At 34.7% G+C, this 24,703-nt stretch carries 24 protein-coding genes, 1 tRNA gene, 2 other RNA genes and 1 pseudogene; 12 read left to right on the top strand and 16 right to left on the bottom strand.

Annotated elements, in window-relative coordinates; genetic code table 11:
* Positions 1–211 precede the first annotated feature (211 nt).
* Both HET73_RS00635 and HET73_RS00640 read right to left on the bottom strand, forming a co-directional pair.
* Positions 212–1,510, bottom strand: coding sequence for a bifunctional folylpolyglutamate synthase/dihydrofolate synthase (locus HET73_RS00635; RefSeq protein WP_174133031.1), 1,299 nt, complete (start codon positions 1,508–1,510; stop codon positions 212–214).
* Positions 1,507–2,097: an MlaC/ttg2D family ABC transporter substrate-binding protein gene (locus tag HET73_RS00640; protein ID WP_174133030.1), complete on the bottom strand. Its 591-nt coding sequence runs from the start codon at positions 2,095–2,097 to the stop codon at positions 1,507–1,509. Before HET73_RS00640 ends, HET73_RS00635 begins: the two co-directional genes overlap by 4 nt.
* 116 nt (positions 2,098–2,213) lie before the next feature.
* Here HET73_RS00640 and ssrS point away from each other — a divergent pair.
* The 3 genes from ssrS (at position 2,214) to HET73_RS00655 (ending at position 3,602) form a co-directional block, all read left to right on the top strand.
* Positions 2,214–2,376, top strand: a non-coding RNA gene (gene ssrS, locus HET73_RS00645) — 6S RNA.
* Between the two features lie 19 nt (positions 2,377–2,395).
* The gene (locus HET73_RS00650) at positions 2,396–2,857 is read left to right on the top strand and encodes a type II toxin-antitoxin system RatA family toxin (protein WP_174133029.1); all 462 of its coding nucleotides are present in this window, start codon (positions 2,396–2,398) and stop codon (positions 2,855–2,857) included.
* A gap of 52 nt (positions 2,858–2,909) precedes the next feature.
* Positions 2,910–3,602, top strand: coding sequence for a thioredoxin domain-containing protein (locus tag HET73_RS00655; RefSeq protein WP_174133028.1), 693 nt, complete (start codon positions 2,910–2,912; stop codon positions 3,600–3,602).
* A 30-nt stretch (positions 3,603–3,632) separates the two neighbouring features.
* Here HET73_RS00655 and HET73_RS00660 read toward each other — a convergent pair whose 3' ends face one another.
* Positions 3,633–3,911 carry a DUF2671 domain-containing protein gene (locus HET73_RS00660; RefSeq protein ID WP_174133027.1) on the bottom strand — a complete coding sequence of 93 codons (279 nt, stop codon included), beginning with the start codon at positions 3,909–3,911 and terminating at the stop codon, positions 3,633–3,635.
* Between the two features lie 232 nt (positions 3,912–4,143).
* On the opposite strand from HET73_RS00660, the gene HET73_RS00665 reads away from it, so the two are divergent.
* Positions 4,144–4,794, top strand: a complete 651-nt coding sequence (locus HET73_RS00665) for a class I SAM-dependent methyltransferase (protein ID WP_174133882.1) — start codon at positions 4,144–4,146, stop codon at positions 4,792–4,794.
* A 1-nt stretch (position 4,795) separates the two neighbouring features.
* Here HET73_RS00665 and HET73_RS00670 read toward each other — a convergent pair whose 3' ends face one another.
* Positions 4,796–5,449, bottom strand: coding sequence for a glutathione S-transferase family protein (locus HET73_RS00670; protein ID WP_174133026.1), 654 nt, complete (start codon positions 5,447–5,449; stop codon positions 4,796–4,798).
* Between the two features lie 92 nt (positions 5,450–5,541).
* Between HET73_RS00670 and ffs the strand changes: the two genes are divergently transcribed.
* The 6 genes from ffs to HET73_RS00700 all read left to right on the top strand — a co-directional run bounded on the left by ffs (position 5,542) and on the right by HET73_RS00700 (position 10,142).
* An RNA gene (gene ffs / locus HET73_RS00675) (signal recognition particle sRNA small type) lies at positions 5,542–5,631 on the top strand.
* A 21-nt stretch (positions 5,632–5,652) separates the two neighbouring features.
* Entirely contained in the window at positions 5,653–7,128 is a 1,476-nt protein-coding gene (gene dnaX, locus HET73_RS00680) for a DNA polymerase III subunit gamma/tau (RefSeq protein ID WP_174133879.1), read from the top strand.
* 21 nt (positions 7,129–7,149) lie between these two features.
* Positions 7,150–7,464, top strand: coding sequence for a YbaB/EbfC family nucleoid-associated protein (locus tag HET73_RS00685; RefSeq protein WP_174133883.1), 315 nt, complete (start codon positions 7,150–7,152; stop codon positions 7,462–7,464).
* Positions 7,465–7,778: 314 nt separating this feature from the next.
* A complete protein-coding gene (locus HET73_RS00690) occupies positions 7,779–8,474 on the top strand; it encodes a P44/Msp2 family outer membrane protein (protein WP_174133189.1) in 696 nt (231 codons plus the stop codon).
* Between the two features lie 284 nt (positions 8,475–8,758).
* On the top strand, positions 8,759–9,652 hold the full coding sequence (locus HET73_RS00695; protein WP_174133188.1) for an RNA polymerase factor sigma-32: 894 nt from the start codon (positions 8,759–8,761) through the stop codon (positions 9,650–9,652).
* Positions 9,645–10,142 carry an invasion associated locus B family protein gene (locus HET73_RS00700; protein WP_174133187.1) on the top strand — a complete coding sequence of 166 codons (498 nt, stop codon included), beginning with the start codon at positions 9,645–9,647 and terminating at the stop codon, positions 10,140–10,142. Before HET73_RS00695 ends, HET73_RS00700 begins: the two co-directional genes overlap by 8 nt.
* An 8-nt stretch (positions 10,143–10,150) precedes the next feature.
* Here HET73_RS00700 and hisS read toward each other — a convergent pair whose 3' ends face one another.
* The gene (gene hisS / locus HET73_RS00705) at positions 10,151–11,392 is read right to left on the bottom strand and encodes a histidine--tRNA ligase (RefSeq protein ID WP_174133186.1); all 1,242 of its coding nucleotides are present in this window, start codon (positions 11,390–11,392) and stop codon (positions 10,151–10,153) included.
* Positions 11,389–11,952 carry a NifU family protein gene (locus tag HET73_RS00710; RefSeq protein ID WP_174133185.1) on the bottom strand — a complete coding sequence of 188 codons (564 nt, stop codon included), beginning with the start codon at positions 11,950–11,952 and terminating at the stop codon, positions 11,389–11,391. Before HET73_RS00710 ends, hisS begins: the two co-directional genes overlap by 4 nt.
* Positions 11,953–12,121: 169 nt before the next feature.
* On the opposite strand from HET73_RS00710, the gene HET73_RS00715 reads away from it, so the two are divergent.
* Positions 12,122–12,376, top strand: a complete 255-nt coding sequence (locus HET73_RS00715; RefSeq protein WP_246209623.1) for a DnaJ domain-containing protein — start codon at positions 12,122–12,124, stop codon at positions 12,374–12,376.
* Positions 12,377–12,662: 286 nt separating this feature from the next.
* On the opposite strand, the pseudogene HET73_RS00720 reads toward HET73_RS00715, so the two are convergent.
* The 10 genes and pseudogenes from HET73_RS00720 to HET73_RS00765 all read right to left on the bottom strand — a co-directional run bounded on the left by HET73_RS00720 (position 12,663) and on the right by HET73_RS00765 (position 23,136).
* A pseudogene (locus HET73_RS00720) lies at positions 12,663–13,742 on the bottom strand (IS481 family transposase).
* A 49-nt stretch (positions 13,743–13,791) separates the two neighbouring features.
* Positions 13,792–14,646, bottom strand: coding sequence for a peptide chain release factor N(5)-glutamine methyltransferase (gene prmC / locus HET73_RS00725; RefSeq protein ID WP_174132864.1), 855 nt, complete (start codon positions 14,644–14,646; stop codon positions 13,792–13,794).
* Positions 14,647–14,804: 158 nt separating this feature from the next.
* Positions 14,805–15,656 carry a P44/Msp2 family outer membrane protein gene (locus tag HET73_RS00730; RefSeq protein ID WP_174132863.1) on the bottom strand — a complete coding sequence of 284 codons (852 nt, stop codon included), beginning with the start codon at positions 15,654–15,656 and terminating at the stop codon, positions 14,805–14,807.
* 107 nt (positions 15,657–15,763) lie between these two features.
* Positions 15,764–17,902, bottom strand: coding sequence for a type IV secretory system conjugative DNA transfer family protein (locus tag HET73_RS00735; protein ID WP_174133880.1), 2,139 nt, complete (start codon positions 17,900–17,902; stop codon positions 15,764–15,766).
* A 28-nt stretch (positions 17,903–17,930) separates the two neighbouring features.
* Entirely contained in the window at positions 17,931–18,923 is a 993-nt protein-coding gene (gene virB11, locus HET73_RS00740; protein ID WP_174132861.1) for a P-type DNA transfer ATPase VirB11, read from the bottom strand.
* A complete protein-coding gene (locus HET73_RS00745; RefSeq protein WP_174132860.1) occupies positions 18,920–20,380 on the bottom strand; it encodes a TrbI/VirB10 family protein in 1,461 nt (486 codons plus the stop codon). Before HET73_RS00745 ends, virB11 begins: the two co-directional genes overlap by 4 nt.
* A 16-nt stretch (positions 20,381–20,396) precedes the next feature.
* On the bottom strand, positions 20,397–21,203 hold the full coding sequence (virB9, locus tag HET73_RS00750) for a P-type conjugative transfer protein VirB9 (RefSeq protein WP_246209630.1): 807 nt from the start codon (positions 21,201–21,203) through the stop codon (positions 20,397–20,399).
* Positions 21,190–21,873: a VirB8 family type IV secretion system protein gene (locus HET73_RS00755; RefSeq protein WP_174132858.1), complete on the bottom strand. Its 684-nt coding sequence runs from the start codon at positions 21,871–21,873 to the stop codon at positions 21,190–21,192. The genes virB9 and HET73_RS00755 overlap by 14 nt, the downstream gene beginning before the upstream one ends.
* Before the next feature lie 63 nt (positions 21,874–21,936).
* Positions 21,937–23,019, bottom strand: a complete 1,083-nt coding sequence (locus HET73_RS00760) for a GTP cyclohydrolase II (RefSeq protein ID WP_174132857.1) — start codon at positions 23,017–23,019, stop codon at positions 21,937–21,939.
* A gap of 29 nt (positions 23,020–23,048) precedes the next feature.
* Positions 23,049–23,136 (bottom strand) — tRNA-Leu (locus HET73_RS00765).
* Positions 23,137–23,326: 190 nt separating this feature from the next.
* Between HET73_RS00765 and HET73_RS00770 the strand changes: the two genes are divergently transcribed.
* Entirely contained in the window at positions 23,327–24,577 is a 1,251-nt protein-coding gene (locus tag HET73_RS00770; RefSeq protein WP_174133881.1) for a metallophosphoesterase family protein, read from the top strand.
* Positions 24,578–24,703 lie beyond the last annotated feature (126 nt).

Here is a 24,703-nt window from a genome sequence, read left to right on the forward strand (position 1 = left end):
TGTGAAAAAATTTAAAAGACATGTAGCCCCAATAATTTATATAATCCGCCAATAAATACTTTAAGTTTTTTACTAAATTTTTGTCATTGAATCCGCGCGGATCAAAAACAAGTTTTGAGTCAGAAATGTCCTGAATGACATGATAATAAGATTAGTGGGGGTTGTCAAGGAGTTTCTTCGCTTCTATTGCTAACACGCTGCCAGAAGTTTGTTATGCAAGAAGTCTATTCTCTATGGCAAAGTCTCTGGCCAGAAATAATGAACCGCAAATCAATATGGTTTTGACGTTTTGGATGGGGGTTTTTAGTATGTGGTTCAATATGGCATCGCTAATTGACTCGCATTCGATAGTACTTATTCCTATATTATTGGCTCCCTTTCTGATTAACTCTGTATTTGTTGCTTTAGGCTCAGACTTAACACAAACCGCACATAGTAGCCTGATATATGGTTTTAAGTGTTCCAAAAATTCTTCTACATTTCTGTTACGGGTAACACCAAAAATTATATAGATACCCTCAGCAAAATTATCCTTTACCCACTCAGATAGCACTTTAGCACCATCATTATTGTGCGCACCGTCTAAAAATAATTGCCAATCTTTCGGTAATAAAGAAATTAAATTGCCCTCTTTTATAAGCTCTAGTCGTGCAGGCCAGTAGGTATGCTGTAAACCCGAAGCGATATCCTCTTCTCCAATATCAAACCCACACTTTCCACTCAAAATGCTACATGCTGCAATGGCGTTCCCTGCATTAATTATTTGATGATCACCCTTTAAAGAAGGTAAAGGAAATTTTATTGATTGAATAGCCGATTGGAAAACCATTCTACTGTCTTGTTTACTACAGTTCCACTCAAAGCCTCCTCTATATAAAAGAGATTTTTTATTTATTGCATGGAATTCTAGCGTACTCATTATAGATTTTTCTTGTGGTGCTATTACACAGGGAACATTAGGTTTCATTATTCCAGCCTTTTCACCTGCTATAATCTCCACAGTAGGGCCAAGATATTCCATATGATCAAATGCAATGGAAGTAACGATTGTTAGAATTGGATTATCTATAACATTTGTCGCGTCAAGTCTTCCACCCATACCTACCTCGATTAAAGTGACGTCAGCTTTATGACGAGAAAAAGCTAAAAAAGCTACAACAGTTGTAGCTTCAAACAAAGTGATAGGCTGATCTGCAACTACAGTACGGTATTCTTCTAATAAGCTATATAATTCATCATCGTCAATATAACTACCTGCAACAACTATTCTCTCGTTAAAATTTACTAAATGTGGAGAAGTATATGCATGAACTTTGTACCCCGCTGCTTGCATTACACACCTCACAAATGACAATGTTGAGCCTTTTCCATTAGTTCCAGCTATGTGAATTATTGGGGGCATTTTTTTTTCGGGACTGCCTAACTTACTTAGAAAACTTTTTACGCGCTCAAGAGAAAAGTCTTTTGGCCTGCTACCAAGCGGCTTAGGCCAATGAGGCATGTATATCATAGATTGTTATTGCATTTTAGTTCTTCTATCACACTCGCTATACCATACGTATCAATTTTTTCACTGAATTGAGAACGTTGATTAATAGAAATACTTATCCCATTCATTTCAACATCGCTTATTAAGAAAGATTTGTCATTTTTAGTAACTTTAAAATTAATATTTGTAAATTCTTCGTCGCCATAAGAAAATCTTGTACTAATCAAGCAAGTTTCATCATCAATTGCTCTTGAGCCCATTATAATCATTTCGCTATCATTCATGTACTTATACAAAATTTTAATGCACAAACGCTTAAGATACACCTCATATTCTTTTAAAAAGCTTTCTCTTTCTTCCTGGGTAGTCAAAGTCCAATGTTTTCCCATAACAAATCGGGATATTTCTTTGAGATCAACATTATTTTGAATGATCCCCTGAAGCTTTTTATACATATGTTCCCGATTTTTTTTGTTCTCCTTTGTAGATATGCTATCCACTTGTTGCTTCATAGCGTGTATAAAAATTTTGTGATCTGCACAACTAGTGTGAGCACTTGAAGAAATCACAATAAAAGCAATAATGATTAAAACTTTAGTAATATTCATAAGGTACATTTATTGACCATAGCACTCAAAATACAAAGTTTAATAAAGGTTGTTAATTTAACTGTTGACTACAATATACCTATAGACATGACTTGTGTAAACTAGCTATAATTTATAAGGGTCTGTTCTATACGTTATGAGTTAAGTTAAGTTTCCCGAGCGATAATTTTCTAGTCAAGGGAATTGCCTCTATTAATTTCACTGAAATTAATACGTGATGCCCACCTTAACTTTAGGTCTCAGGAATCTACTAAGACTGACGGTAGATACGGATCCCATTCCAATTAGTTTATAATTTATGCTCCACCAATATGAAGAACAAGATACTTTTTTCTGTTCACCCAATGAAATATTTCAGGTTGTAATTGACGTTGAGAAGTATCCTGATTTTGTTCCCTGGTGCAAAGCTGTTTATATAAAAGAAAAAATTGATAATCAAATGGTTGTAGATCTCCTAGCAGCTTTTCATGGGATCAAAGGAAGATATACGTCAGAAGTAACCTTTCTTTTTCCAAATGAAACAAATGAGAGTTGGATAAAAGCTGTATCATCAAATGGAATATTTAAACATTTATACAATGAATGGAAATTCATTCCTATAGATGAAAATAAAACCATGGTGAAGTTTTATATAGAATTTGAATTTAAATCTAGTTCACTTTCGACTCTATTAAACTCAGTATATAAATATACACAAAGCAAAATAATTGCCGCATTCAAAGACAGAGTTGAAAGCCTTGCTGAGAAAAAGTTATCTTGACATTATTTATATAAATGTATAACTTTTTTAGCAAGTTAGCATTCATATTACAATGATTTTTAGATTATTGCTTTTATTAATTTTCATCAGCGTTAGTTCTTATGCAGTTGTTAAGCATGACTTGTCCAATACTCAAAAAACTGATGAAATAACACCAAAAGAACTACTATCACCATTATCTGACGATAAGTTATTAGGAGATCCCAAAGCACCAATTTTAATGATAGAGTATGCTTCGCTTACTTGCTATCACTGTTCTCTCTTTCATAAGGAAGTTTTTCCTAAGATTAAAGAGAGATATATAGATACAGGTAAAATGTTATATGTATTCCGTCATTTTCCTATGGATTATAGAGGATTAAAAGCTGCAATGCTAAGCTATTGTTACGAAAAGGAAGAAGACTATTTTAACTTTAACAAAGCTGTTTTTAATTCAATAGATTCATGGAACTACTATAATTTAAGTGACTTAACTGTATTACAAAAAGTTGCTGCTCTAAGTAATTTAAAGCAAGACACGTTCAATCAATGCATCGACGATAAGAAAGTAATGGATAAAGTCATAAACGATAAATCACTGGCAATTAACAAGCTTAGCATTACAGGTACTCCAATATTTTTCATCAAGCCTAACAACAATAAATCGTATGTGGAGCATAATAAAATAAAACATGAAGGGTATAAAACACTAAAATACTTAACTAATGTAATAGATGAGCTATATGAAAAAGCTATAGTGAAATAATACCACTGTAGCTTATCACACAAAAGACCCCTACGTTGAGCTATCGTTTTTCATAACTGCTTGTTGTTTTTTACGCTCAAACTCTCTTTTTTTACTGTGCCAAGCGTAATAATACATAGCAATTTTATTTTCTATTAATATTATTGTTCCATCATAAAACTGAACCATATCCATAACTTTTTTTTGGGCTTCATCAAAACGTTCCTTATATTTCTCACGATAGGCTGGGTTGTGCAGTAATGCAACCCCTTCATCTTTGTTAGACTTTTTATTTAACGTTTCAACTTCACCAGCAATATTATAAGACATATAACCCCCTCTAATTGATTACGAAAATTATATTTTAATAAAGAGAAATGCGTGTGAGCAATCCCTCTAATTCTAGTATGACAGTCGATTGACTATTATACCAGTTAATTATAATATTAATAACAATTTTTGTCACTTAAAATTTTACGCTGTAAAATAATAACACAAAATAAATGTTTTTACTACTTCTAGCTAATATATATTCTATACAAATTAAATTTTAATGCAAGACATGGCACGCAGTAGTTCTAGCACAAAACTATCGTACATAAGAAATTTATTTGCAAAGGAGTGCAAAAAAATAGAGGAGCTCTGTATTCTAGAAAAAAAGAAACACATTCAAATTAGTGCTGAAGAAGGAAAGCTGTTAAGTCTGTTTATAAAAATTTATAAAGTAAGAAGTATCGTTGAAATTGGCACATTATATGGTTATTCATCGATTTGTATGGCAAAAGCTCTACCTGAACATGGCCATATATACACAATAGAAAACAACCCTGAGCACTTAAATATAGCAAAAAAAAATTTTAGTGCTTTTAACCTGAGCAATAAAGTGACTGTAATAGAAGGCAACGCGTTAGAAAAATTGAATGATTTATCAGCGCAAGCACCATTTGACATGATATTTATCGATGCTAATAAGGGTGGTTACCCTGAATATTTAGATTGGGCTGAGTTGTATATTAAACAAGATGGACTAATTGTTGCAGACAACACTCTATTGTTTAACACAGTATTTTTGAAATCACCTCCAAAAGAAGTATCAGAAGAATCATGGTATGCTATGAGAGAATTTAATTATAGATTATCAGATGAAAAAAAATATTACTCTGTGTTGATTCCAACTGATGAAGGGATGACTGTAGCTTTAAAGCTAACGTAAGTTAAAAATCCAAATCGGCATAATGTTTAGGAGGAGTTAAACCAAGAACTCTCTCTAATAGCATCTCACGAAAACAAGGCCTTGATTTAACAATAGAGTACCATTCTCTTAAAATTTTACTTTTTTCCCATGGAAAACTATTTACATAGTCCATCACAGAAATATGTGATGCTAAAGTAATGTCAGCCAAAGTAAATTTATCGGTTGCAAGCCAGACATTTTTGCTAATTAAATATTCAATGTATTCCATATGACAAGACAGGTTATGTTGAGCTGCATGAAGAAACTTAGAGTCAGGGCTGTGTTTAATGATTACTTTCTCGTTTATAATATACTTAGTAACTTCATTATAAAATTTATTATCAAACCAATTGATTAATGCACGTATTTTAGACTTAACAACAATAGAAGAATCCAGCAATCTGACATTGCTGCTGTAAGTTTCTTCTAGATATTCACAAATAGCATTGCTGTCTGCTATGATAAAATTATTATCTATAAGCACTGGTACCTGCCCAGTTGGGTTAATCTCCGCAAATTCATCTCGCTTCTCCCACGGATTTTCGTGTATTAAATCACAACTCAGCTTTTTTTCCTTTAGAAGAGCTCTAACTTTTCGCGAAAACGGACAAAGAGGGAAGTGATATAAGATCATAATTAATTTCTATATTAACTTATGTAACCCCAACTAATCATAGGCCAATATAGGATATACCTTGCTAAATAAAAAAAAAAGTATAATATTTCATAAGGTATGCAGGCAAAAACTCTGTAACTTGGTCAGGTCAGAAATGAAGCAGCCATATCAGAACCTTTTTGGGTTGCATACCTATTTCATTATTTGTCTTACTCTAAGCTGTGAACATAGCATTAAAATATCGTCCTAGTAGTTTTAAAGATCTAGTAGGTCAAGATATATTAGTGCGTATATTAGAAAACGCTTTTACTCTCAACAAAATCCCGCAATCTATACTACTCTCTGGTAGTAGTGGAGTTGGTAAAACTACCACAGCAAGAATAATAGCTTTATGTTTAAATTGTTCCTTAGGGCCAACTTTTGAACCTTGTGGATCATGTGATAATTGTCTGGCGATAAAAAATTCAAGCCATCCGGATGTGATTGAAATTGATGCGGCAAGTCACACTAGCGTTGAAGATATCAAAGTAATCTTAGGAGATATTTGCTATTCACCTATAAGTTCTAAATTCAAAGTTTACATTATAGATGAAGTACACATGTTATCCAGCAGTGCATTTAATGCATTACTTAAAACCCTAGAAGAACCACCATCCAGTGTAAAATTCATTTTGGCAACTACAGAAATAAAAAAGATACCAATAACTATCATTGCACGTTGTCAAAGATTTGATTTACATAACATTCCTATAGCCAAAATAGTAGAACGTTTGAATGACATTGCACAAAAAGAAAATTATCTCATTGAAAATAGAGCATCAGAATTAATTGCACACCACTGCAGTAATTCAATGCGTAATGCCTTATTTTTGATGAATCAAGCAGTGCTATATAGCAAAGATGGCACAATATCTATCAAGAATGTGATAGATATACTAGGTCTAGTGGATAAAGATATTATATTTGATCTGCTGGAAGCAATATTAAATAGTGATTTACAGAAAGCTCTATCGGTATTCGATAAGGCAGTAAAGGCAGCAAACCCACTTAGTATCTTCGAAGGTCTATTGCAAACAATCCAATTAATATGCCGTTTTTTGATTACAAAAGAGATCGATAGTTCAATTATGGAATGTGAGAAGAACAGGATAAAAGACTTAAGTGCGAAAAAGTCTTTAATATTTTTCTCAAGATTGTGGAAGGTGTTGCTAAGGGGGGTTCAAGATATAAAAGCTTCAACGTGTAATGATATTGCTGCTGAAATGACGTTAATTAGCCTCTGTTATCTCTCTGATTTACCTTCTCCCGAACAGGTAGTTAAAAAAGTTCTTGCGCAGAATACACAGCAAAGGAATATGCGTAACATAGAGAGCACACAGCAAAAAAATTACGATTTTGATAAAATTCTCCAACTATTACGACAGAATAACCAAATTTATCTTTACAAACAGCTATGTAGTAATCTACAATTAGTGGATTGCAAACCTGGGTACTTAAAATTAAAAGCCGTATCTCAGCTAGGTAGTAACTTTTGTAGTGATTTAAAAAACTATTTAAATCAAGCTACTAAGCAAGAATGGGTGGTTACAGTTGATACAGGTTATGTAAACAGGGAGGTAAGTTATGTATCTGCAGTCAAGGGTATACTTGAGACGTTTAAGGGTGCAAAGGTAGTTAATATAGAAAATAAGGAGTGAGTTGTGGATTTTAGTCAAATAATGAAGCAAGCGCAAGAGATGCAAAAAAAGCTTGCAGAAGCTCAAGAAAAATATATTGGAAAAGAATTTCAAGGTATTTCTGGTGGCGGCAAAGTCTCTGTGTTAGTAGAAATTATAAAAATAGGCAGTTATAAAGTCAAAAAGGCAAACATAGACTTAGAACTTATGAGAAATGAGGAAAAAGATATAGTAGAAGATTTAGTAACAGCAGCGTTCAACGATGCCATTAAAAAGGCAGAGGAAGACATGACAAATGCAACTTCTGATCTTGCAGGTATGATGGGTCTACCACCTGGATTTAAACTTCCCTTTTAGAGGTTTCTCTGTATTGCTCTCTGATATTTCTGACACCACTGTTTTATATAGTGCACTTGAAATATCACACAAAGATGGGGGAAGCTGCAGCAGTGAAAAAGTGGGGCAGAGAGTAAAAAAATACCAGAGTCAGACAAGAAATCAAAGGTAAAAAAGTCATATAATTTCATTTTTTATTAATAAAATCTTTACTTTCCCCTAAAAACTAGTTTAAATGTCAAATATTTTATGTTATTAAGTTAGTACTTGACTTAACTTTAGTTTTTTCTTAAATTGCTAGAGTGGAATTTTAATTTTTTTTAACGAGGACAATTATGCATTATAAAAAGTTTTTTTCAGCAACCGCTTTAGTAACGTTGCTAAGTTTATCAAACGCTGCTTTTTCAGATCCTGTTGGTCCAATAGCTGATGAAGAAACTAGCTACTACATTCGCTTGCAGTACAACGGTGAATTTTCACCTTTTAAAACAAAGATCGATAACATTACAGTTAAAAAGGGTGATACTACTGTTACTGATGTTGATCCTTTCAAAGCTTCTTTTATGGCTGGTGGTGGTGCATTTGGTTACAAAATGGATGACATCAGAGTTGATGTTGAGGGACTTTACTCACAGTTAAGCAAGTATACTGATGCAGACATAACAACTGAACCAGGAGTTGCAAATGATTTATCAGTAATGTCAGGGCTAGTTAACGTGTATTACGATGTAGCAATTGAGGATATGCCTATCACTCCATATGTTGGTGTTGGTGTTGGTGCAGCGTATGTCAGTACTCCTTTAAGAGAGGCTGTTGGTGATCAGAAACATGGGTTTGGTTTTGCTTATCAAGCAAAAGCTGGTGTTAGCTATGATATAACTCCAGAAATTAAACTCTTTGCTGGAGCTCGTTATTTTGGTTCTTATGGTGCTCACTTTGATAAAGATGCTAGTGCAGGCAAAGACAAAAGGGAAATAAAAGTTCTTTACAGCACTGTTGGTGCAGAAGCTGGAGTGGCGTTTAATTTCTAGTCTCTCTGCAACTCTTCTTGTCGTCCCAGTCTTATCATTCAAGTAACTGGTGCTGGGACCTAGAAAAAAGAAATGTGAATTCCAGTGTTTCTATGCACTGGAATGGCACTGTTTACCATGTGGACTGTATGATGTTTGTGCAGTTGTACGTTACATGCTGGCAGCCAGCGTTAAGGCATCTAAGCGATGCAAAGGTATATAATTTGAGCTTTTTTTAAATTAAAGCTTGAGTTTTTACTAGAAAATCAATATATTATATGCATGGAGTTTTAATTTAAGTTGTTATGTTGACCCCAGCGGTGAGCTTATGTATCAGTAGTAGCACTAATCTCATGCAATATATTGCTGAAGTGCGAAAATTTCCTATGCTGTCTCAAGAAGAAGAGGTACGACTAGCAAAAAATTGGCACCTGTATAACGATATTTCTTCTGCTCACAAGCTGATTACCAGTCATTTGAATTTGGTAGTGAAAATTGCAATGAAGTTCAAAAATTATGGGCTATTATTGATGGACCTGATCATGGAAGGGAACATGGGTTTAATGCATGCAGTGAAAAAATTTAATCCTGATTTAGGGTTTCGCTTTTCAACTTATGCGGTGTGGTGGATTGAAGCTTCAATAAAAGACTTCATATTGAAATCTTGGTCATTTGTGAAAATAGGCACAACTCAGGCACAAAGAAAACTATTTTTTAGTTTGCGTAAAATAAAAAATAGAATTTTACGATATACAAACAGAGAAACTTTAAACAACGAAGAAATAAAAGCAATATCAAATAAGCTTTCTGTATCTGAAGGAGACGTCGTACAGATGGGTTACCGTCTAGCTTGTAAGGATCAGTCGCTAAACAATTGTATAAAGATAGGTGATGATTCCAAAAAGGAGTTGCAAGATATAATCCCGTGCAATTCGATCAGTCAAGAAGCAACTTATCAAAATCATGAAGAGAAAGAATTAAAAGAAACAATTCTAAACGATGCATTGGCAAACCTTAATGAGAGGTCAAGAGACATTTTTATCAGTAGATATTTGTCTGAAAATACTCAAACTTTAGATAAGCTCAGTAAAAAATATGGCGTTTCAAGAGAAAGGATAAGGCAGTTAGCTGAACAAGCGATGAGTAAGGTAAAACAATATATACAATCGGAGAGTTCAAAATTTGGTTTGCATGCGTAGTTTTTTTATATTTTTTATACTTTTTTCAGCAGGCGCTCTTGCATCAGTTAGTGATGTGCAATTGAAGGAAAAGTATAAAGATTGGCTTGTGTATACTGCATCGGAAGATGGAGAAAAAGTGTGTTACATCGTATCTTATCCTAAGAAAAAAAGCGAACATTATACAACCGATCGTAAGCCGTATGTAATGGTCAGTTATGTTGATAAAAAAGCAGATGAGGTAAGTGTCACTTCTGGCTTTCAGTATGATAAGGAACCTGTAGTTCTCAATATCGATAAAAAAGTTAAATATACATTACCTATCATCCAGGGAAATCTTGCGTGGGCAGAGCATACAAAAACAGATCAAGATTTAATTCTCAAGATGAAGCAAGGATTATCAATGGTGGTTAATGGAAAAATAAAAGCAGCAACTATTGATGACACTTATTCTCTACTTGGCTTTCAAAAGGCATATCAAAAAATGCACGACTTGTGCCACGCGAAGTAAACTATGACCTATGCAAGCAAAACTTGGTAAATGTTTTCCATTATATCACCGCAAGCAATCATTTTTTCTTCACCTGTATCCATATCTTTAATTTTTAAAGTTTTACTGCTCAACTCTTCATCACCAAAAATAAATGCAACTTTAGCATCCGCTTGATTTGCTTTTTTCATTCGAGTTTTAAGCGTTCCGCTGTATTCATAGATCACATACAAATCATTTTTGCGTAACTCATTTGCAAGTGTTAGAGCATATTCTTCAGCCTCTCTACCGATTGGAATTAGGTAAATGGGTCTCTCTTTTTTCGCGGAATAATTGATTAATTCCATTATGCGCTCAATCCCCCCTGCAAATCCTATTGCTGGAGTGTGTTTTCCACCTACTGAAGACACTAGATTATCGTATCTTCCTCCTGCAAATACCGCCCCTTGGCTACCCAAATCTTCTGTAATAAACTCAAACACTGTGTGGCAATAATAATCCAAACCTCGAACTAGTTTATTGTTTACGGTATAAGGTATGTCAAGAATTGTTAACCCATTTATTATTTGTTCAAAGAAACCTGAGGACTCTTTCATATAATAATCACTGATTTTAGGTGCACCAGAGATTATTTCTTTATCTGTCTTATCCTTAGAATCTAATATCCTAAGTGGGTTTTTAATCAATCTATTTTGACTATCTTCTGATAGGTCATTTTGAAACTTTTTAAAATATGATATCAAAGCTTCTCTATATTTGGTTATCGTCTCACTATCACCTAAAGAATTAATTTCTAGCCTTACGTTCTTATTGATGCCAAATTCAATTAACAGGTGTTGAGCAAGTGATATCAATTCAATGTCAGCTTTTGGATCTTCCATACCAAAAACTTCAAAATTTACTTGGTGGAACTGCCTTTGCCGCCCCTTTTGCGGTCTTTCATAGCGGAATGCAGGTCCTGTTGAAAATAATTTTATCGGCGTTTGTAGTTTTTTTTCAATGAGTAACCTGACAACCGCTGCAGTGAACTCAGGACGCAAAGTTATGCTCTTTCCTCCTTTATCATTGAAGGTATACATCTCTTTATTGATGATGTCCGAACTATCACCTAAAGTCTTTGTGAAAACTTCTGTATATTCAAATATCGGAGTCTGAGCAGGTAAAAAACCATATAGGTTTGAGATTCTATTTGCTGTTTGCTCTATGTATTTAAACTTATACCATTCATCAAACAGAAGATCTTTTGTTCCTCTAACTGTTTGATTAGTCATAGTGTAGTCTCTATACCTGAAATTTCTGGTATGTGATAACACAGCATATTTTGTACTCCCTGCTTAAGAGTAATTGCAGCACTTGGACATCCAGAGCAAGCTCCTTGCAGCTCAACATAAACTATCCCGTCTTTATAGCCACGAAATTTGATATCACCACCATCTTGAGCGACTGCAGGTTTGATATAACTTTCCATTAATTCTTTTATTCTATTTACAATTTCTATATCACTTTCATCAAAAAACTCTTCCTCCGATACGTTATCCCCTTCTTTATCCAGTGCTTTTCTGCCAGAAGTGAAGTGATCCATAATCGTAGTTAAGATTTCTACTTTTAGTATATCCCAATTAATCCCATCCGGTTTTGTTACTGAAATAAAATCATGACCAAAAAATATTCTTATCACATGTTCTATTTGAAAGAGGTTTGCTGCTAGTTTAGAATTTTTTATTTCACTCGCACTTGAAAAATCAGCCGTTTCTCCTTCGTTTAAAATTGCAAACCCAGGAAGAAATTTTAGCGTGTTTGGGTTCGGTGTTTCTTCAATTTGAATGAACATGTTGTTTACCGTGACGACTATAATTGTTACTATTTAATCATAAAATGATAAAAAAATATACATGTCATTCATCTTTTTTCTTTTTTTAGTATTCATAATAATCACATTTGTTTTACCTAGCGTTGTTGTATTTCTTCTCTTCCTAATAAAAAGAAATAATGTAAGTTTCATGGTGAACTCTATATTAAGTAAGTTTTTGAATGAACTTAACGGTAGTAGAAGTCATACTAAAAATTACACCGGTGATAACATGTCCAAAGATGAGGCATTAAAAATACTGGGACTGAATTCCGAAGCAAGCCAAAATGAAATCAATAAAGCGTATCAAAATTTAATGAAATTAGTCCATCCAGACAAGGGAGGCTCGGAGTATTTTGCGCAAAAGTTAAATGCAGCACGTGATAGGTTGCTGAGGAAACAATAACTACCTCAATGCTATTTTAATTTATAAAAATATTGTCGACTTGTGTACAATTAGAAAACACCTTCCAAAATTGGAAGGAATCACAGGATGACGTAGAAAAGCCTGTATCCGTTCAGCCAATGGCGTCAACTTAAGAGAATACATTAGCAAACTCTCCTAAAGATATGATGGCGTTTAGGCTTATCTACTTTATTGCGGCTATACAATCTTCCCGGTCGGATCTTAACTTTATAGCTAACCCAAGAAAGGTTTACCTGAATGCTGAAAGATAAAATCGATAGCCGAATTAATGTAAAAGACAAGACTTAATCTGACAGACAAGAATTAACTGACAGAAGAATTGAAAACTAATATCAGAAACTTGTTTAATGCTACTAATGTTTTTCTGAAAAGCAATATGTTTGCTATCAAAAAATGTCTGCGTAGGTGTTTTGCCATAGCAATATTTACCAGAGTGAGGCCTTACCTCATTGTAAGAACGCAACCAATGATCAACATCTATCTGCAGATCTTCCAAAGAATTGTAGATTTTCTTTCTAAAGATGACGTTATATCTTGCATAGTTCTATGAAATCTTTCACATATGCCATTAGTCTGTGGAGAGTTGGCCTTGGTTCTAGAATGATCAATATTTTCAATTCCCAAATATAGCTGATAAGCGTGATTTTCAGGCTTACCACAATACTCTGTGCCTCGATCTGTAAGAACACGTAACAATGGTACGTTGTGCTCATCAAAGAAAGGTATCACCCTGTCATTTAGCAAATCAGCAGCAGTAATTGCCGTTTTATCTGTGTAAAGTTTGGCAAACGCAACCCGAGAATAAGTATCAACGAAGGTCTGCTCTTCCTATACCTTTGCTACATAATAGGTATCTTGAGAACCCAAATAACCTGGGTGTTCGGTATCAATTTCACCATGAGCTTCTCTTTGTTCTTTTGCTTTCTCAAGAGCTGCAAGTTGCTCTTCTGTTAAAATTTTGAGTTACTTTTGCTTCCAGTGCCTTAAGTCTCTTTTTGAAAGTTTCGAGATCATTTCTCAGCCATACAGATCTTACTCCACCTTGGGAAATTATTATACCTCTTTTTCTTAGCTCATTTGCAGCTCTTTCTTGTCCATATGCTGGAAATTCTGTTGCTATGCCAATTACTGCTCTTTCTATATCTGCGGAAACTCTATTCGCTAATAAAGGTTTTTTCTTGCTTATTTCATGTAATGCTTCTTCTCCTCCATTTTCATATAACTCTTTGAACCGATAGGATGTATCTCTTGAATATCCATCACTTTGCATGCTTGAGATACATTTCCCAGTTAGTTCTAACAATCCTAGTTTTGGTTTTAATATTTTTGTTTGTATTGTACTCATATCTAACACTCCTTTCTTTTATTATTTTATAACTTACTTTTTTAAAGTGTCAGATCAAGTCTAAACTATTACACCTTACAACAATGCATCTCTTCATTCCTGCCAAGTCATATACGTATTCCTGAAAAGCTAGCCCATACGAGGGAATTATTTTGTCAATATTATTTTGATCTTCACCTATTTCCAATATCGCAAACCCATTTTTTTTCAGGCACCTCTTTAATATTGGAAAAATACTCAAGTAACAGCTCAAACCATCAATACCGCCATCAAGGGCAATTCTTGGCTCTTTTTGCACTTCAGCTTGTAGGTCTTTTAGTTTGCTTCTTTTAATATATGGAGGGTTGCTAATTATAAGATCAAACAAGCCTTTGCACTCTGTCCATGACCTTGGAAATACTTGGGCTCTGCCAAGTAAATTATGTTTTTTTATGTTCTGATAGGCAACTCTATATGCTTTTAAACTTTTTTCAAAACCGATACCAACAGCATATTCATATTCACTAAGTACAGATATCAATAAACAACCTGTACCTGTGCCAAAATCTACAACTTTTAGCCTTTGCTTTTTGTTTGGGTAATATTTCAACACTGCTCGGATTATTGTTTCGCTATCTGGTCTTGGATCCAAAACATGCTGGTTAACTATGAAGTTTTTACTCCAGAACTCACGGTTACCTATTATTTGCGATATTGGGTGCCTTTCCACTCTTTTTTTCATTAATTTCCAAAATAGCTGTTCTTTTTCTATCGGCACTTGATCAGCGTGGTTCATAATTATGGATGACCTTTCCACACCAAGAACATGCTGCATGATAATTTCACAGTCCAAATACGGTGATTCAACTTTATGTGATGATAATAGTTTTGATCCCTCTTGAATTAAAGCGCTGATCGTCTTCATCATTCCAAAAATTTGGAGCTAGTTTAGAATAACTGCATCAGATCCCAGTGTCAAGCGCAGAACTGTACGAACATTGCAATTTCCGGAGGGTGTCATCCCAGTGCTTGACACTGGGATCAATGACACCAAGAGAAGGTCTTTTTAAAAGGGCAATATGTTTAGCTAGCAAAATGGAAAGTAAGACCAGCCTCTATACCGTGTGTGGCAAACAATCCACTGCCTATATTTATATTTTCCTGTTTTGCAACTCCGTCTGGTGGACTGTTTTTAACACTGTCATCCAATGTCGATTTTGCTCCTGAAGTACCGGGTTTCACTTCTCCCAACAAATCTGCCTTTAGCTCATGATTCGTACCAAAGGCACCAAAATGTCTATATCCAACATGCATATTTACACTTTCATTTATGGAATAATCAAGACCAGCTTTTAATTGATATGCAGGTTTTATTGACGCCTCTCCAAATATCTTCATCCTTGTTAAACCGACTCCAGCCCCAACATAAGGAGAAAAGGAGAAACTATCATTCTTCAAATGATAGTAGGCATTGGCCATTACAGACATGTTTTCAATTTGGTCATTATCTACTTTAGTATCATATATATATTTTTTTTCACTAATTTCTTTGAGATACGATACACTCATTTGGTTGCCTTCTAATCCGACATTATCCGCTTTTATAGAAGAATACATTCCTTCCAATTCAGCTCTATAGCTATTGTTACCCAACTCTCCTTCATAACCAAACGCTACACCTCCAGCAAAAGGTGGATTATAGTCTCCCTTGTATTCACTTGGTTTTTGACCTTTTATCTTGTCCGGAACGTACATTTCGTCCACAGTCACATGTTTACTTCCTTTAGCCGCTTCGACTTTCAGTGAACCTATGCTATTAAAAAATTGGCCGTGATATCCACCACCGAAGTAAAATCCTTCTGTTTCGCTTGCAAAAGATTGTTGCGACAACAATAAAGCAAATGCTGTAACCGCTAATGTTTTTTTATTACTCATTACTATTCCCCTACTCAAAATAGCTAATTTAATACTAATTAATTAAAAATGGCTTAATGTGAAAAGCTTAATATAACTTGTTTTCTGAGCCAAAAAAATAGGTAAAATTAACCTTTATCTTCGGCTTTGTTATCATTTTTTAATTCGTCGTCAATATCTTCATCATCAAATTCATCCTCTTCGTCATCAAACCCATCATCGTCTCTTTCTTCTTTAAATTTATCACCACCTTCAAATTCATCCTCTTCGTCGTCAAACCCGTCATCGTCTCTTTCTTCTTTAAATTCATCACCACTTTCAAATTCATCCTCTTCATCATCAAACCCGTCATCTTCTTCATCTTCAAACTTGTCGTCAACATATTCATCATCAAGATCTTCCTCTTTAAGCTCATCGTTAATCTCTGATTCATCATATACTGCATCTTCGGTTTGAGTTTCAATAGGATAATCAGCAGTAGTAGGCCCTGCGATAGCATTATTTTCTTCGTTATTAATCTTATCTTTGCTAGCACCAGAAAAAACTTTATTTGGATCATATGGCTCTTGTGTAGGCACAAAAGTTGGCTTGTGCAGTTTCCTCGTAAAGGTGCTATCACTGTAGTACAAAATCTTCTTTGATTTAATTGGGTAAGTCGACTCTATTAAAATTATCTGCTCATCACGTGGCAACATAATAATCTCTTGAGGCAGCAGCAACGCTCTCTGTGTCTCAGAGATATGCAACGATCTTGAAGCAGGATTCAAATCTAAAAATTTAGGTTTATTCAACGATTCTTGTTGCACAGTTTTGTTTCCTATAAGTTGCGATATTAAATTAGCCGTCTCAATGTTATTGGCTGCAAAAGTTATTCTATACGTTGAGTTTGATAAAAAGGAGTTCATTCCTGCCTCTTCGTATATTCCTTTGAGCTGCTCAGTATCTTGAACAATTAAGAATAATCTGACTCTATAACCACGAAAATATGCAATGCCGGTTTGAAATTGTTCCATTTTTCCAAGTGTGGGAAACTCATCCATTAAAAACAACACGCCATAAGGCTCATCATCTGACGGTAATTTTCTACACAAAAACTCAGTTGCTTGCTGATAAAAAACCTGCATTAGAGGTCTTAACCTAGTTAAGTTATCAGGAGTTAAGCCGACATAAACTGTAGTTTTCTTCTTTTTAAAATCTAAAATATTAAAATCACTCGTCGCAGTTGCAGTATCAATCAATGGGTTTGCCCACAATTCAAGTGATGAGTTCATAGTTGATACGACACCTGATCTTTCCTTGTCAGCTTTTTGCAAAAAAGCTGCAATGTTCATGTACGCCACAGGGTGTATTATTTTACCCATTGTATCAAGAGCAACAGCGAGATTATAAACCACGTCATCACTACGCATCGTACGCACAACTTCACCAAAAGACTTAACTTTCTCTGGCGCAGCAAGTAAGTATAATACCACTCCAACAAATAAACTTCTTGCCTCATTTTGCCAAAAGTCTTGTTCAGGCATGATTAGGTTAGCTATTTTCTGCACATCGTCAACCATCTGTCCAGGTTTTTCACTAATCCATTGTAATGGATTATAACAGTGGCTTATTCCATCTGGCTGTGCCGGATTCCACACATATACTTTTTGTCCTTGTCGTTCTCGCCAACCACTTGTTATTTCATAGTTTTCTAACTTTATGTCGTGTACAATTACCGAGTCAGTCCAAAATAATAAATTAGGAATTACAAAGCCAACACCTTTACCAGAACCTGTAGGTGCAAATAACAACGCATGCTGAAACCCATCAGCAATAAAGTAGCCTCTTTTGTCTTTACCAAGCAATAATCCTTTTTTGCTCCTTAGCCCTGCCTTTCGTATGTCTTTCTCCAATGCCCACTTCGAGTCTCCGTGGAGCGATTCTTTCTTTTTAAACGGCCGCCACTCAATTATCCTCTCTCTTAAATTCCACAAGATAATCATTAAAACAACAATAGGTATTGCAGAAGATGCAATTAATTTAATTTTGAGCTCGGGGCTATATAATTCTGGATTATGCCAACAATACTGTATATGATCAAAAATCGTTGGCCAAAGGGCTTGAGGAAAAGGCGCCAAGCTAGGATTAATTGCCTTAAAATCTACACCATCTGGACCATCAACAAACAGATAAAACAGTATACCAGATAAATAGAAGCAAAACTCTAGTACACTAAAACCTACGATACCCCCTATCAGAATATTGCGTAGATGATTTCCATTACTCATAAACTACTTTTTCTTATTACATAGAAATTTAAGCATTTTCATTCGAAGATCTAGTAAATAATATTTCAGAAACGCTTCTTTTTCCCCCGCTGGTCCTTTTTAGTTGAATGACAATATCAATCACATTCCTAATGTATGGTATGATCTGATCTGGGGGAATACCGAGGTTTGCTTGCATAACCATCAATTTTATTTGCTCAAGGGCCATTACTGGACTATCAGCATGAAGGGTTGATATCGATCCTGGGTGACCAGTGTTTATTGCCCTGAGAAAACTAAAAGCTTCCGCTCCACGTAGCTCACCAACTATTATCCTATCTGGCCTTAAACGTAAGCACGCTTCTATCAAATCTTGAGTAGTCACTTTTGCCCTACCCTGTCCTCCTTTGGAGGCAATCAGATGTACTCTATTGGGATGATCACTCAAAACGATTTCCCTTGCATCTTCAACGGTAATGATTCTTTCTTCAGCTGGAATAGCACGCAAAGTAGCATTAGTAAAAGTAGTTTTACCAGTAGAAGTTCCACCACTAATTATAATATTTTTCTTATTTGTTACAGCGTATTCTAAAAACTCTTTTATTTTCTTCTGCTTTAATAGTAAATCCAGGTGACGGTCCACTGGATTATCGGTTACTTCTATAACAGTTTCAGAAAAAGCCCCCATCTTTTCATAATCATCCAATGCCAATTGCATAGAAGAAGGTTTACGAATCGACATGACCACTTTATCAGGCTCACATGCTGGAGGAAACACTATCTGTATACGATAACCATTTGGCAATGTAGCTGAAAGCAGCGGTGCTTCTTCGCTCAGTTTTTGTTCTGTAGCTTGAGCAATCAACCTGCTAAGAGATTTCAAATGATTAAGGTCAAATATTTCTAATTTTTCACATCTTATTTCACCACGATTTTCAATCCATACTTCCTTTGGCTTATTTATTGATATTTCATTTACGCCTTCTTCTTGAAAGATGCCTTGTAATGGCTCTAAATATGTGTCTAGTGCAGCATAGTTCATTTTATCGATTTAAATATTGCCTGTGGAGGAAATACTATATCTTGGTTAACAAACACTTTCAATGCAGTACCTTGATCAACATAAATAGTTGGTTTTTTATCTATAGATCTTTCAACTATATCTCGCATGTCTTTAGAAAAACCATCGATTGACTTTCCAATTGCTTCATCATAAACGGACTTGCTTCTACTTTGAAATTGTCGTAGCAGTTGATCTACGTTTTCTAGGCTTATATTCACCTTATCTTCCCCAATTCCTAGTGCTTTTGCCATTTCCTCTTTCACTATCTTCAGCAAATCTTGCTCATTTTTAGCATTCTTAATTCTGCCAATAGCTCCAAGACCCAATTTCCATTTGTCACTAGGTATCTCCCCTTTTGGCTTAATAACGTCTTTGAGTGAATAAAAATCTATTTCAGTTGCAGCAATTGATCTCACTGCATCCATGGCATTTAGCACATCAACAAGATTGGAAGCCTTTTGCCCTATAACAGCTGAACCAATTGAAACACCTGCAAGCAATATTGAAGAAAACAATGCACTCGTTATTTTGTTATCGACTATTCCAGCTATTCCTGCTCTACCAATTTCATCGGTACCAGGTGATGAAATAGCAATATCTATTCCATGAGGAAGAATAACCCTATTCCAGATTATGTTTACGCGGGCTCTTGCAACATTCGAGTCAAATGAATAGCCACCTATTAATCTTGAACCTCTGGGTATTAAAACTGTATCACCAGTTTCTGCATAAACATCGCTACTGACTACAGCACGCAACATCCCTTGCAGATCAGAATCTATTGCAGTTTCAAGAACAGCATCAATAATCTTACCTTGAGTAATCATGAATCCGAGCTTTCCTACTTTTGTAGCTGTGCTCAACTGCGCTGAAGTGTTGGATAAAATGGCATCGGCAGTCTTGTCCTCTTTAGCACCACCTGAAATTGCTAACATTTGTGTGCCACGTCTCTCTTTAGGATAACCACTACTTCCTATTGTAGGAAATGAGGTAGGTAAATTGCTAGTAACATTGCCACGAGGGAAGTTTGGCAAAACAGGTATACTTGACACAGGAGTTTCTTTTGTTTTTTCCTCTTCTTTCTTTACCATTTCTTCTTTTTTAATCGGCTTCACTTCTGGTATAACTTGTGGTGTAGGAAGAGGAGGTAAAGGTGGCAGATCAGTTATCATTCTTTCATGAACCATCGTATCATCCGGAACTTTTTCTAACTTTCCTTTCAAGTCTTGAACATTCTGCTTTGGTTCTTCTTTTCTAATGACTTCCACATCCTCTTCATCAGAAGAAGGATTAGAATAGAAATAATATACTCCACCAACTATAAGCACTAAAATAACAACCAACAATGCTCTATGACCTCGATTAGAGCCAACTGTTACTACCTTACTCTCTATTTCTGACTCATCTCCTGAGTTGTTATGCTTTTCTTTACTCATATTGCATGTACCACAGCTAAAGTGACCTATTTATAATTTCAACTTCATCATTTCCATAACGCATGAACAACTTCTTATGCACCCCCTTTATTATAACATAACCATCAAACAATAGTCTTTTACAAAGCGATTTAGTTTCACCCTCTTCTGCAAAAATCTGAGGTATTTTGTTATTATCCCTAAATTTACAATAGGTTAGATAGCCATCATCGAACAATTCAATCGGTATTATGTCAGCGTTAATACCTTCATCGATATATGTATAATTGTACCTCGTATCATTTTCCTGTATTACTTTTTCTGGCGTGTCTATAACATATTGCATTTGAGTAGGTGTTGATACTTCATCTAAATCAACATCAAATTCATCTTCCTCTTGAGGATAATAAAAACGTACTACATAAGATATATCTTTCTCAGCAGAATAATCGTGACTTATTTTCTCAACATCAGTGTTTGGGTATTTATCGTAGTTTGGCCTTGAGATTAAATCAAGAATGTAATTTCTTTTTTTTGTGGTTGTAATAATCATGTTAGTGCGGCCACTCACCTCAAATGGCATGATAAGTAATTTATTGTCATAAGGGCTAATTTTCCAACTCGATGCATCACCAACAGCAATATTTTCGACTTTTTCTCCTTCTGCAAATTCAATATAAGAATAGTAACCTTGACTGAAAACAACTGTGAACACTTCGTTAGGACTATACACAAAAGTTTTTATTCTACTGTCTATAGAAATGGGCTTGCTGTAATTAACTGATGCCCTTAAACCGCTGCTTATCAGTAAAGCTAAAACTAATAATGTTCTATACATACTCATCATCTACCCTATAAGAAGTAACTTGAAACCCTAACGGGTTAATATATCTTTGTTGATCATCCATTTTAAGTGGCGCATACCTATATGACATAATAACTATTTTATTTTTCTTTATAGAACTTCCATTTTTCCGTATAGATTCTACAGTAAATCTCACTTGAACAGCACCGTTATCCAATTTTTGAATTGAGCGCACTTTAAATTCGCTCGTGATAAAGTCTGAATATAAATTAAAAAGATCATCGATATTCTGTGATCTTATATAATTTATAAACTCACTATATACACTAGGTGAGGAAAATAATCTTACTTTTGTATAATAGTTATAATTGTAATGATATGGGTTAAAAACCTCCCTTGATTTTATATACTCTGCAATAAAATGATTGTTCAACACTTCATCTGCAGAGTATTGTTTTACTGTAACGGGATCAACCAATTGTACTATTCCCGATTTTTTTTCAATTTCTATAACGAATGGTTCAATAGTGCTACTAGTGCTAATCCTAAATATAGCTAATATGCTTACAGAAATTGCTACCAATAATATTAATGTAAACAAAAGTAAAGTATTCCTCTGAGCAATAATCATGCTATAACGACTTGAATTCCAATTTATATCCTTGTCTAACAGCCTATTATTTTTTTCTCGTTTGAAAAGTTTTAGCATCTTTAAAATCTTAACCTATATTAACGAACATAGTAAATTAACAAAGTAGTTACAATAAAAAAGCTAAAAAACCCTTAACCCGTGGCCTAGCTTGCCAAATTTTGTTTCCATATATGAATCATTATACTTATTACGTTCCATAATGAGTGGTAGACACTTTGTAACCTCTATACCATTGTTTTTCAACTCTGATAACTTCCTACCGTTATTTGTAAGTAATTGGATCTTTTTGATATCTAATTTCTTGAGTATTTCAGCTGCAACAGCAAAACTTCTTTCGTCATCTTCAAAGCCCAATATTCTATTTGCATCCACAGTATCGAGGTTATACTTTCTTTGCATATCATATGCTCTTAGCTTATTGGTTAAACCAATGCCTCTTCCATCTTGCATCAGGTATAATATAATGCCACCACCAGAGTCAGCCATTATTTGAATCGCTTGATGTAATTGGCTTCTACAATCACACGATAAGCTGTCTAACAAGTCGCCTGTATAGCATGAAGAATGAATTCTCACCAGTGGTTCACCATCTTCGTTTGGATTGCCAATAATAATTGCATAATGTTCCTTTCTGCCATTGTAGGTTCTATAAGATATGATATTTACTTCCTGAGTCTGTTTCAAAAATAGAGATGTTTTGCATACTTCATATACACCTTTATTTTGTTGAAAATGATTTACGAATGATGTGCCCAGCGCAATAACATCATTTTTCTCACACCAATCTCGCATCTCACCCTTATCCTTAAAAGTCATATCAACCACTAACGCGTATGGCAGTAATTCTGAGAATTTAAGCAAAGTGGTAGTATATTCATCTATTGCCTTTGAGCGTTGCAATTCTTCTGTGCTATTTTCTACTGAACAGTTTACTAAATGGAGCAGCTCATCAAAGTTGTTTACCGGTAAGCGTTTGCTGCCATTTTCTTCATTTTGAAATGTATATTGCACCTTACTTGAAGTTAAAGTGATATATAGATTGTCTGATATAAGCTTACATTGATCAAATAAACCTCTCTCCAAAGTCTCAGCAGCAGCAAACAGTAGATAATCACTTTCATTATATATTACAATTGGCAAACCACGCCTGATTTCACTGATGGCTCTTTCTACTTTATTCTTACCTTGATTTTCTATAAACATTTTACCTATACAAACAACAATAAGGAGACTGGTGCGGCTGAGAAGACTTGAACTTCCAAGGCCTTATGAGCCACAGCGACCTCAACGCTGCGTGTCTACCAATTCCACCACAGCCGCATTTTATTCTAGTTTTTATATAATTACTTTAAATTACTTAATCATTTTAGAATTTTTCATCTAAAGTGTCAATCTGATACTAGGATAATTTAAAAATTGTCTGTATAATTCTATTATGAATTTTATGATTATAAATCTCAATTATTTAAGATAATTATATCACTAATTTTTAATTTAGGTTTTTATATAAATGAATGTAGTCAACATCTTCATTTTTTTAATTTTATCTCTTATAACCAGCTTTCATTCCGTTCATGCACAAATACTATACACGTGGTCTCAAGTTATTCCGGAAAATAAATTAAGCGTACGTGCAATTATAGATAACGATATGTGTCCCCTTGCTTATGTTGATGGCAAGGAAATAGAAATGCTAAGTCGCAGCTCAATCGGCAATACTGAAACAGTTTGTGAACTAACAGTAGAAACGCGTGCTGAAAACATTAGTATTGAAAATATACAGATTCCCACACTATCAGAAAAGATTAGCAAAATTGCTTTTATTGGTGATACGGGCTGCAGAATAAATGCATTATTTCAGCAAGAATGTAACGCGGTAGATAGTTGGCCTTTAAAAAAAAATTTAGATTCTATTGCTCTTCATGAACCAGACTTAATTATCCACGTTGGTGATTATCATTATAGGAAAACAAAATGTAGAAATGCACAAAAGTGTGGTGATATCTACGGGTACAATAAAGAAGCTTGGTACGCTGATTGGTTTGAACCTGCAAAGGATATTTTACTACAATCTTCCTTTCTTTTTGTTAGAGGAAACCATGAAGATTGCAATAGAGCCTACGAAGGGTGGTTTAGGTATTTAGATCCATATCCTCTTTCATCTGAAAAGTGCGTAGATTGCGTCCCTAGCTGGTCTTTAGATGCTGGACCAATGAGATTTTTTGTCTTCGACTCTTCGCCTGGTGAGGATATTTTTACAAACCAAAGCACAATTGATACTTTTAAAAAACAATTTGACAAATTAACATTTGACAAACTAACACAAGATAAGCCCGCATGGTTTTTAACTCACAAACCGCTTTGGAGATCTCCGAAAAAAGAACTTCTGACATTAAAAAGCCATGGCAACCTTACGCAGATTGAAGCTTTTGGGGACAAATTTCCGAGCAATGTCACTACCATAGTTTCTGGTCACATTCATATAGCTCAGATCCTGTTAATGAGTAATGTTCCAGACCAGATTATAGTTGGAAACGGTGGTGCATTACTACATGCTCAAGACCAAGAACCTATTTACCAAAATGTGGAATTTAATTACTCAAACGGTAAAAGTTACTTAGCGCATGAAGTTAGAAACTTTTTTGGTTTCGGTTTTGCAATATTAGACTTAGATGATCATGAATTTACTTTCTATAATCAAGATAATGAGGAAATGTATTCTACAAAACTAACCGAAGACTTTATGCTCCAGGTAGATTGAATCTATTTTTATAACGCTCTTAAATTGATTTAATGTTTAAATACCTCAATGACCTACAACTGGAAGTTTGAGCGAATCCGGAGAGTAGCTAAGTTGCACACTGTTGATTACCACAGCATTGATCTA

The organism is Wolbachia endosymbiont of Atemnus politus, assembly GCF_013309895.1.

What these genes read in the sequence shown, in the direction of transcription:
- HET73_RS00635 (WP_174133031.1), bottom strand. Translation starts at nt 1,510, where the DNA reads ATGATATACATGCCTCATTGGCCTAAGCCGCTTGGTAGCAGGCCAAAA.
- HET73_RS00640 (WP_174133030.1), bottom strand. Translation starts at nt 2,097, where the DNA reads ATGAATATTACTAAAGTTTTAATCATTATTGCTTTTATTGTGATTTCT.
- HET73_RS00650 (WP_174133029.1), top strand. Translation starts at nt 2,396, where the DNA reads ATGCTCCACCAATATGAAGAACAAGATACTTTTTTCTGTTCACCCAAT.
- HET73_RS00655 (WP_174133028.1), top strand. Translation starts at nt 2,910, where the DNA reads ATGATTTTTAGATTATTGCTTTTATTAATTTTCATCAGCGTTAGTTCT.
- HET73_RS00660 (WP_174133027.1), bottom strand. Translation starts at nt 3,911, where the DNA reads ATGTCTTATAATATTGCTGGTGAAGTTGAAACGTTAAATAAAAAGTCT.
- HET73_RS00665 (WP_174133882.1), top strand. Translation starts at nt 4,144, where the DNA reads ATGGCACGCAGTAGTTCTAGCACAAAACTATCGTACATAAGAAATTTA.
- HET73_RS00670 (WP_174133026.1), bottom strand. Translation starts at nt 5,449, where the DNA reads ATGATCTTATATCACTTCCCTCTTTGTCCGTTTTCGCGAAAAGTTAGA.
- HET73_RS00685 (WP_174133883.1), top strand. Translation starts at nt 7,150, where the DNA reads ATGAAGCAAGCGCAAGAGATGCAAAAAAAGCTTGCAGAAGCTCAAGAA.
- HET73_RS00690 (WP_174133189.1), top strand. Translation starts at nt 7,779, where the DNA reads ATGCATTATAAAAAGTTTTTTTCAGCAACCGCTTTAGTAACGTTGCTA.
- HET73_RS00695 (WP_174133188.1), top strand. Translation starts at nt 8,759, where the DNA reads ATGTTGACCCCAGCGGTGAGCTTATGTATCAGTAGTAGCACTAATCTC.
- HET73_RS00700 (WP_174133187.1), top strand. Translation starts at nt 9,645, where the DNA reads ATGCGTAGTTTTTTTATATTTTTTATACTTTTTTCAGCAGGCGCTCTT.
- hisS (WP_174133186.1), bottom strand. Translation starts at nt 11,392, where the DNA reads ATGACTAATCAAACAGTTAGAGGAACAAAAGATCTTCTGTTTGATGAA.
- HET73_RS00710 (WP_174133185.1), bottom strand. Translation starts at nt 11,952, where the DNA reads ATGTTCATTCAAATTGAAGAAACACCGAACCCAAACACGCTAAAATTT.
- HET73_RS00715 (WP_246209623.1), top strand. Translation starts at nt 12,122, where the DNA reads ATGGTGAACTCTATATTAAGTAAGTTTTTGAATGAACTTAACGGTAGT.
- prmC (WP_174132864.1), bottom strand. Translation starts at nt 14,646, where the DNA reads ATGAAGACGATCAGCGCTTTAATTCAAGAGGGATCAAAACTATTATCA.
- HET73_RS00730 (WP_174132863.1), bottom strand. Translation starts at nt 15,656, where the DNA reads ATGAGTAATAAAAAAACATTAGCGGTTACAGCATTTGCTTTATTGTTG.
- HET73_RS00735 (WP_174133880.1), bottom strand. Translation starts at nt 17,902, where the DNA reads ATGAGTAATGGAAATCATCTACGCAATATTCTGATAGGGGGTATCGTA.
- virB11 (WP_174132861.1), bottom strand. Translation starts at nt 18,923, where the DNA reads ATGAACTATGCTGCACTAGACACATATTTAGAGCCATTACAAGGCATC.
- HET73_RS00745 (WP_174132860.1), bottom strand. Translation starts at nt 20,380, where the DNA reads ATGAGTAAAGAAAAGCATAACAACTCAGGAGATGAGTCAGAAATAGAG.
- virB9 (WP_246209630.1), bottom strand. Translation starts at nt 21,203, where the DNA reads ATGAGTATGTATAGAACATTATTAGTTTTAGCTTTACTGATAAGCAGC.
- HET73_RS00755 (WP_174132858.1), bottom strand. Translation starts at nt 21,873, where the DNA reads ATGCTAAAACTTTTCAAACGAGAAAAAAATAATAGGCTGTTAGACAAG.
- HET73_RS00760 (WP_174132857.1), bottom strand. Translation starts at nt 23,019, where the DNA reads ATGTTTATAGAAAATCAAGGTAAGAATAAAGTAGAAAGAGCCATCAGT.
- HET73_RS00770 (WP_174133881.1), top strand. Translation starts at nt 23,327, where the DNA reads ATGAATGTAGTCAACATCTTCATTTTTTTAATTTTATCTCTTATAACC.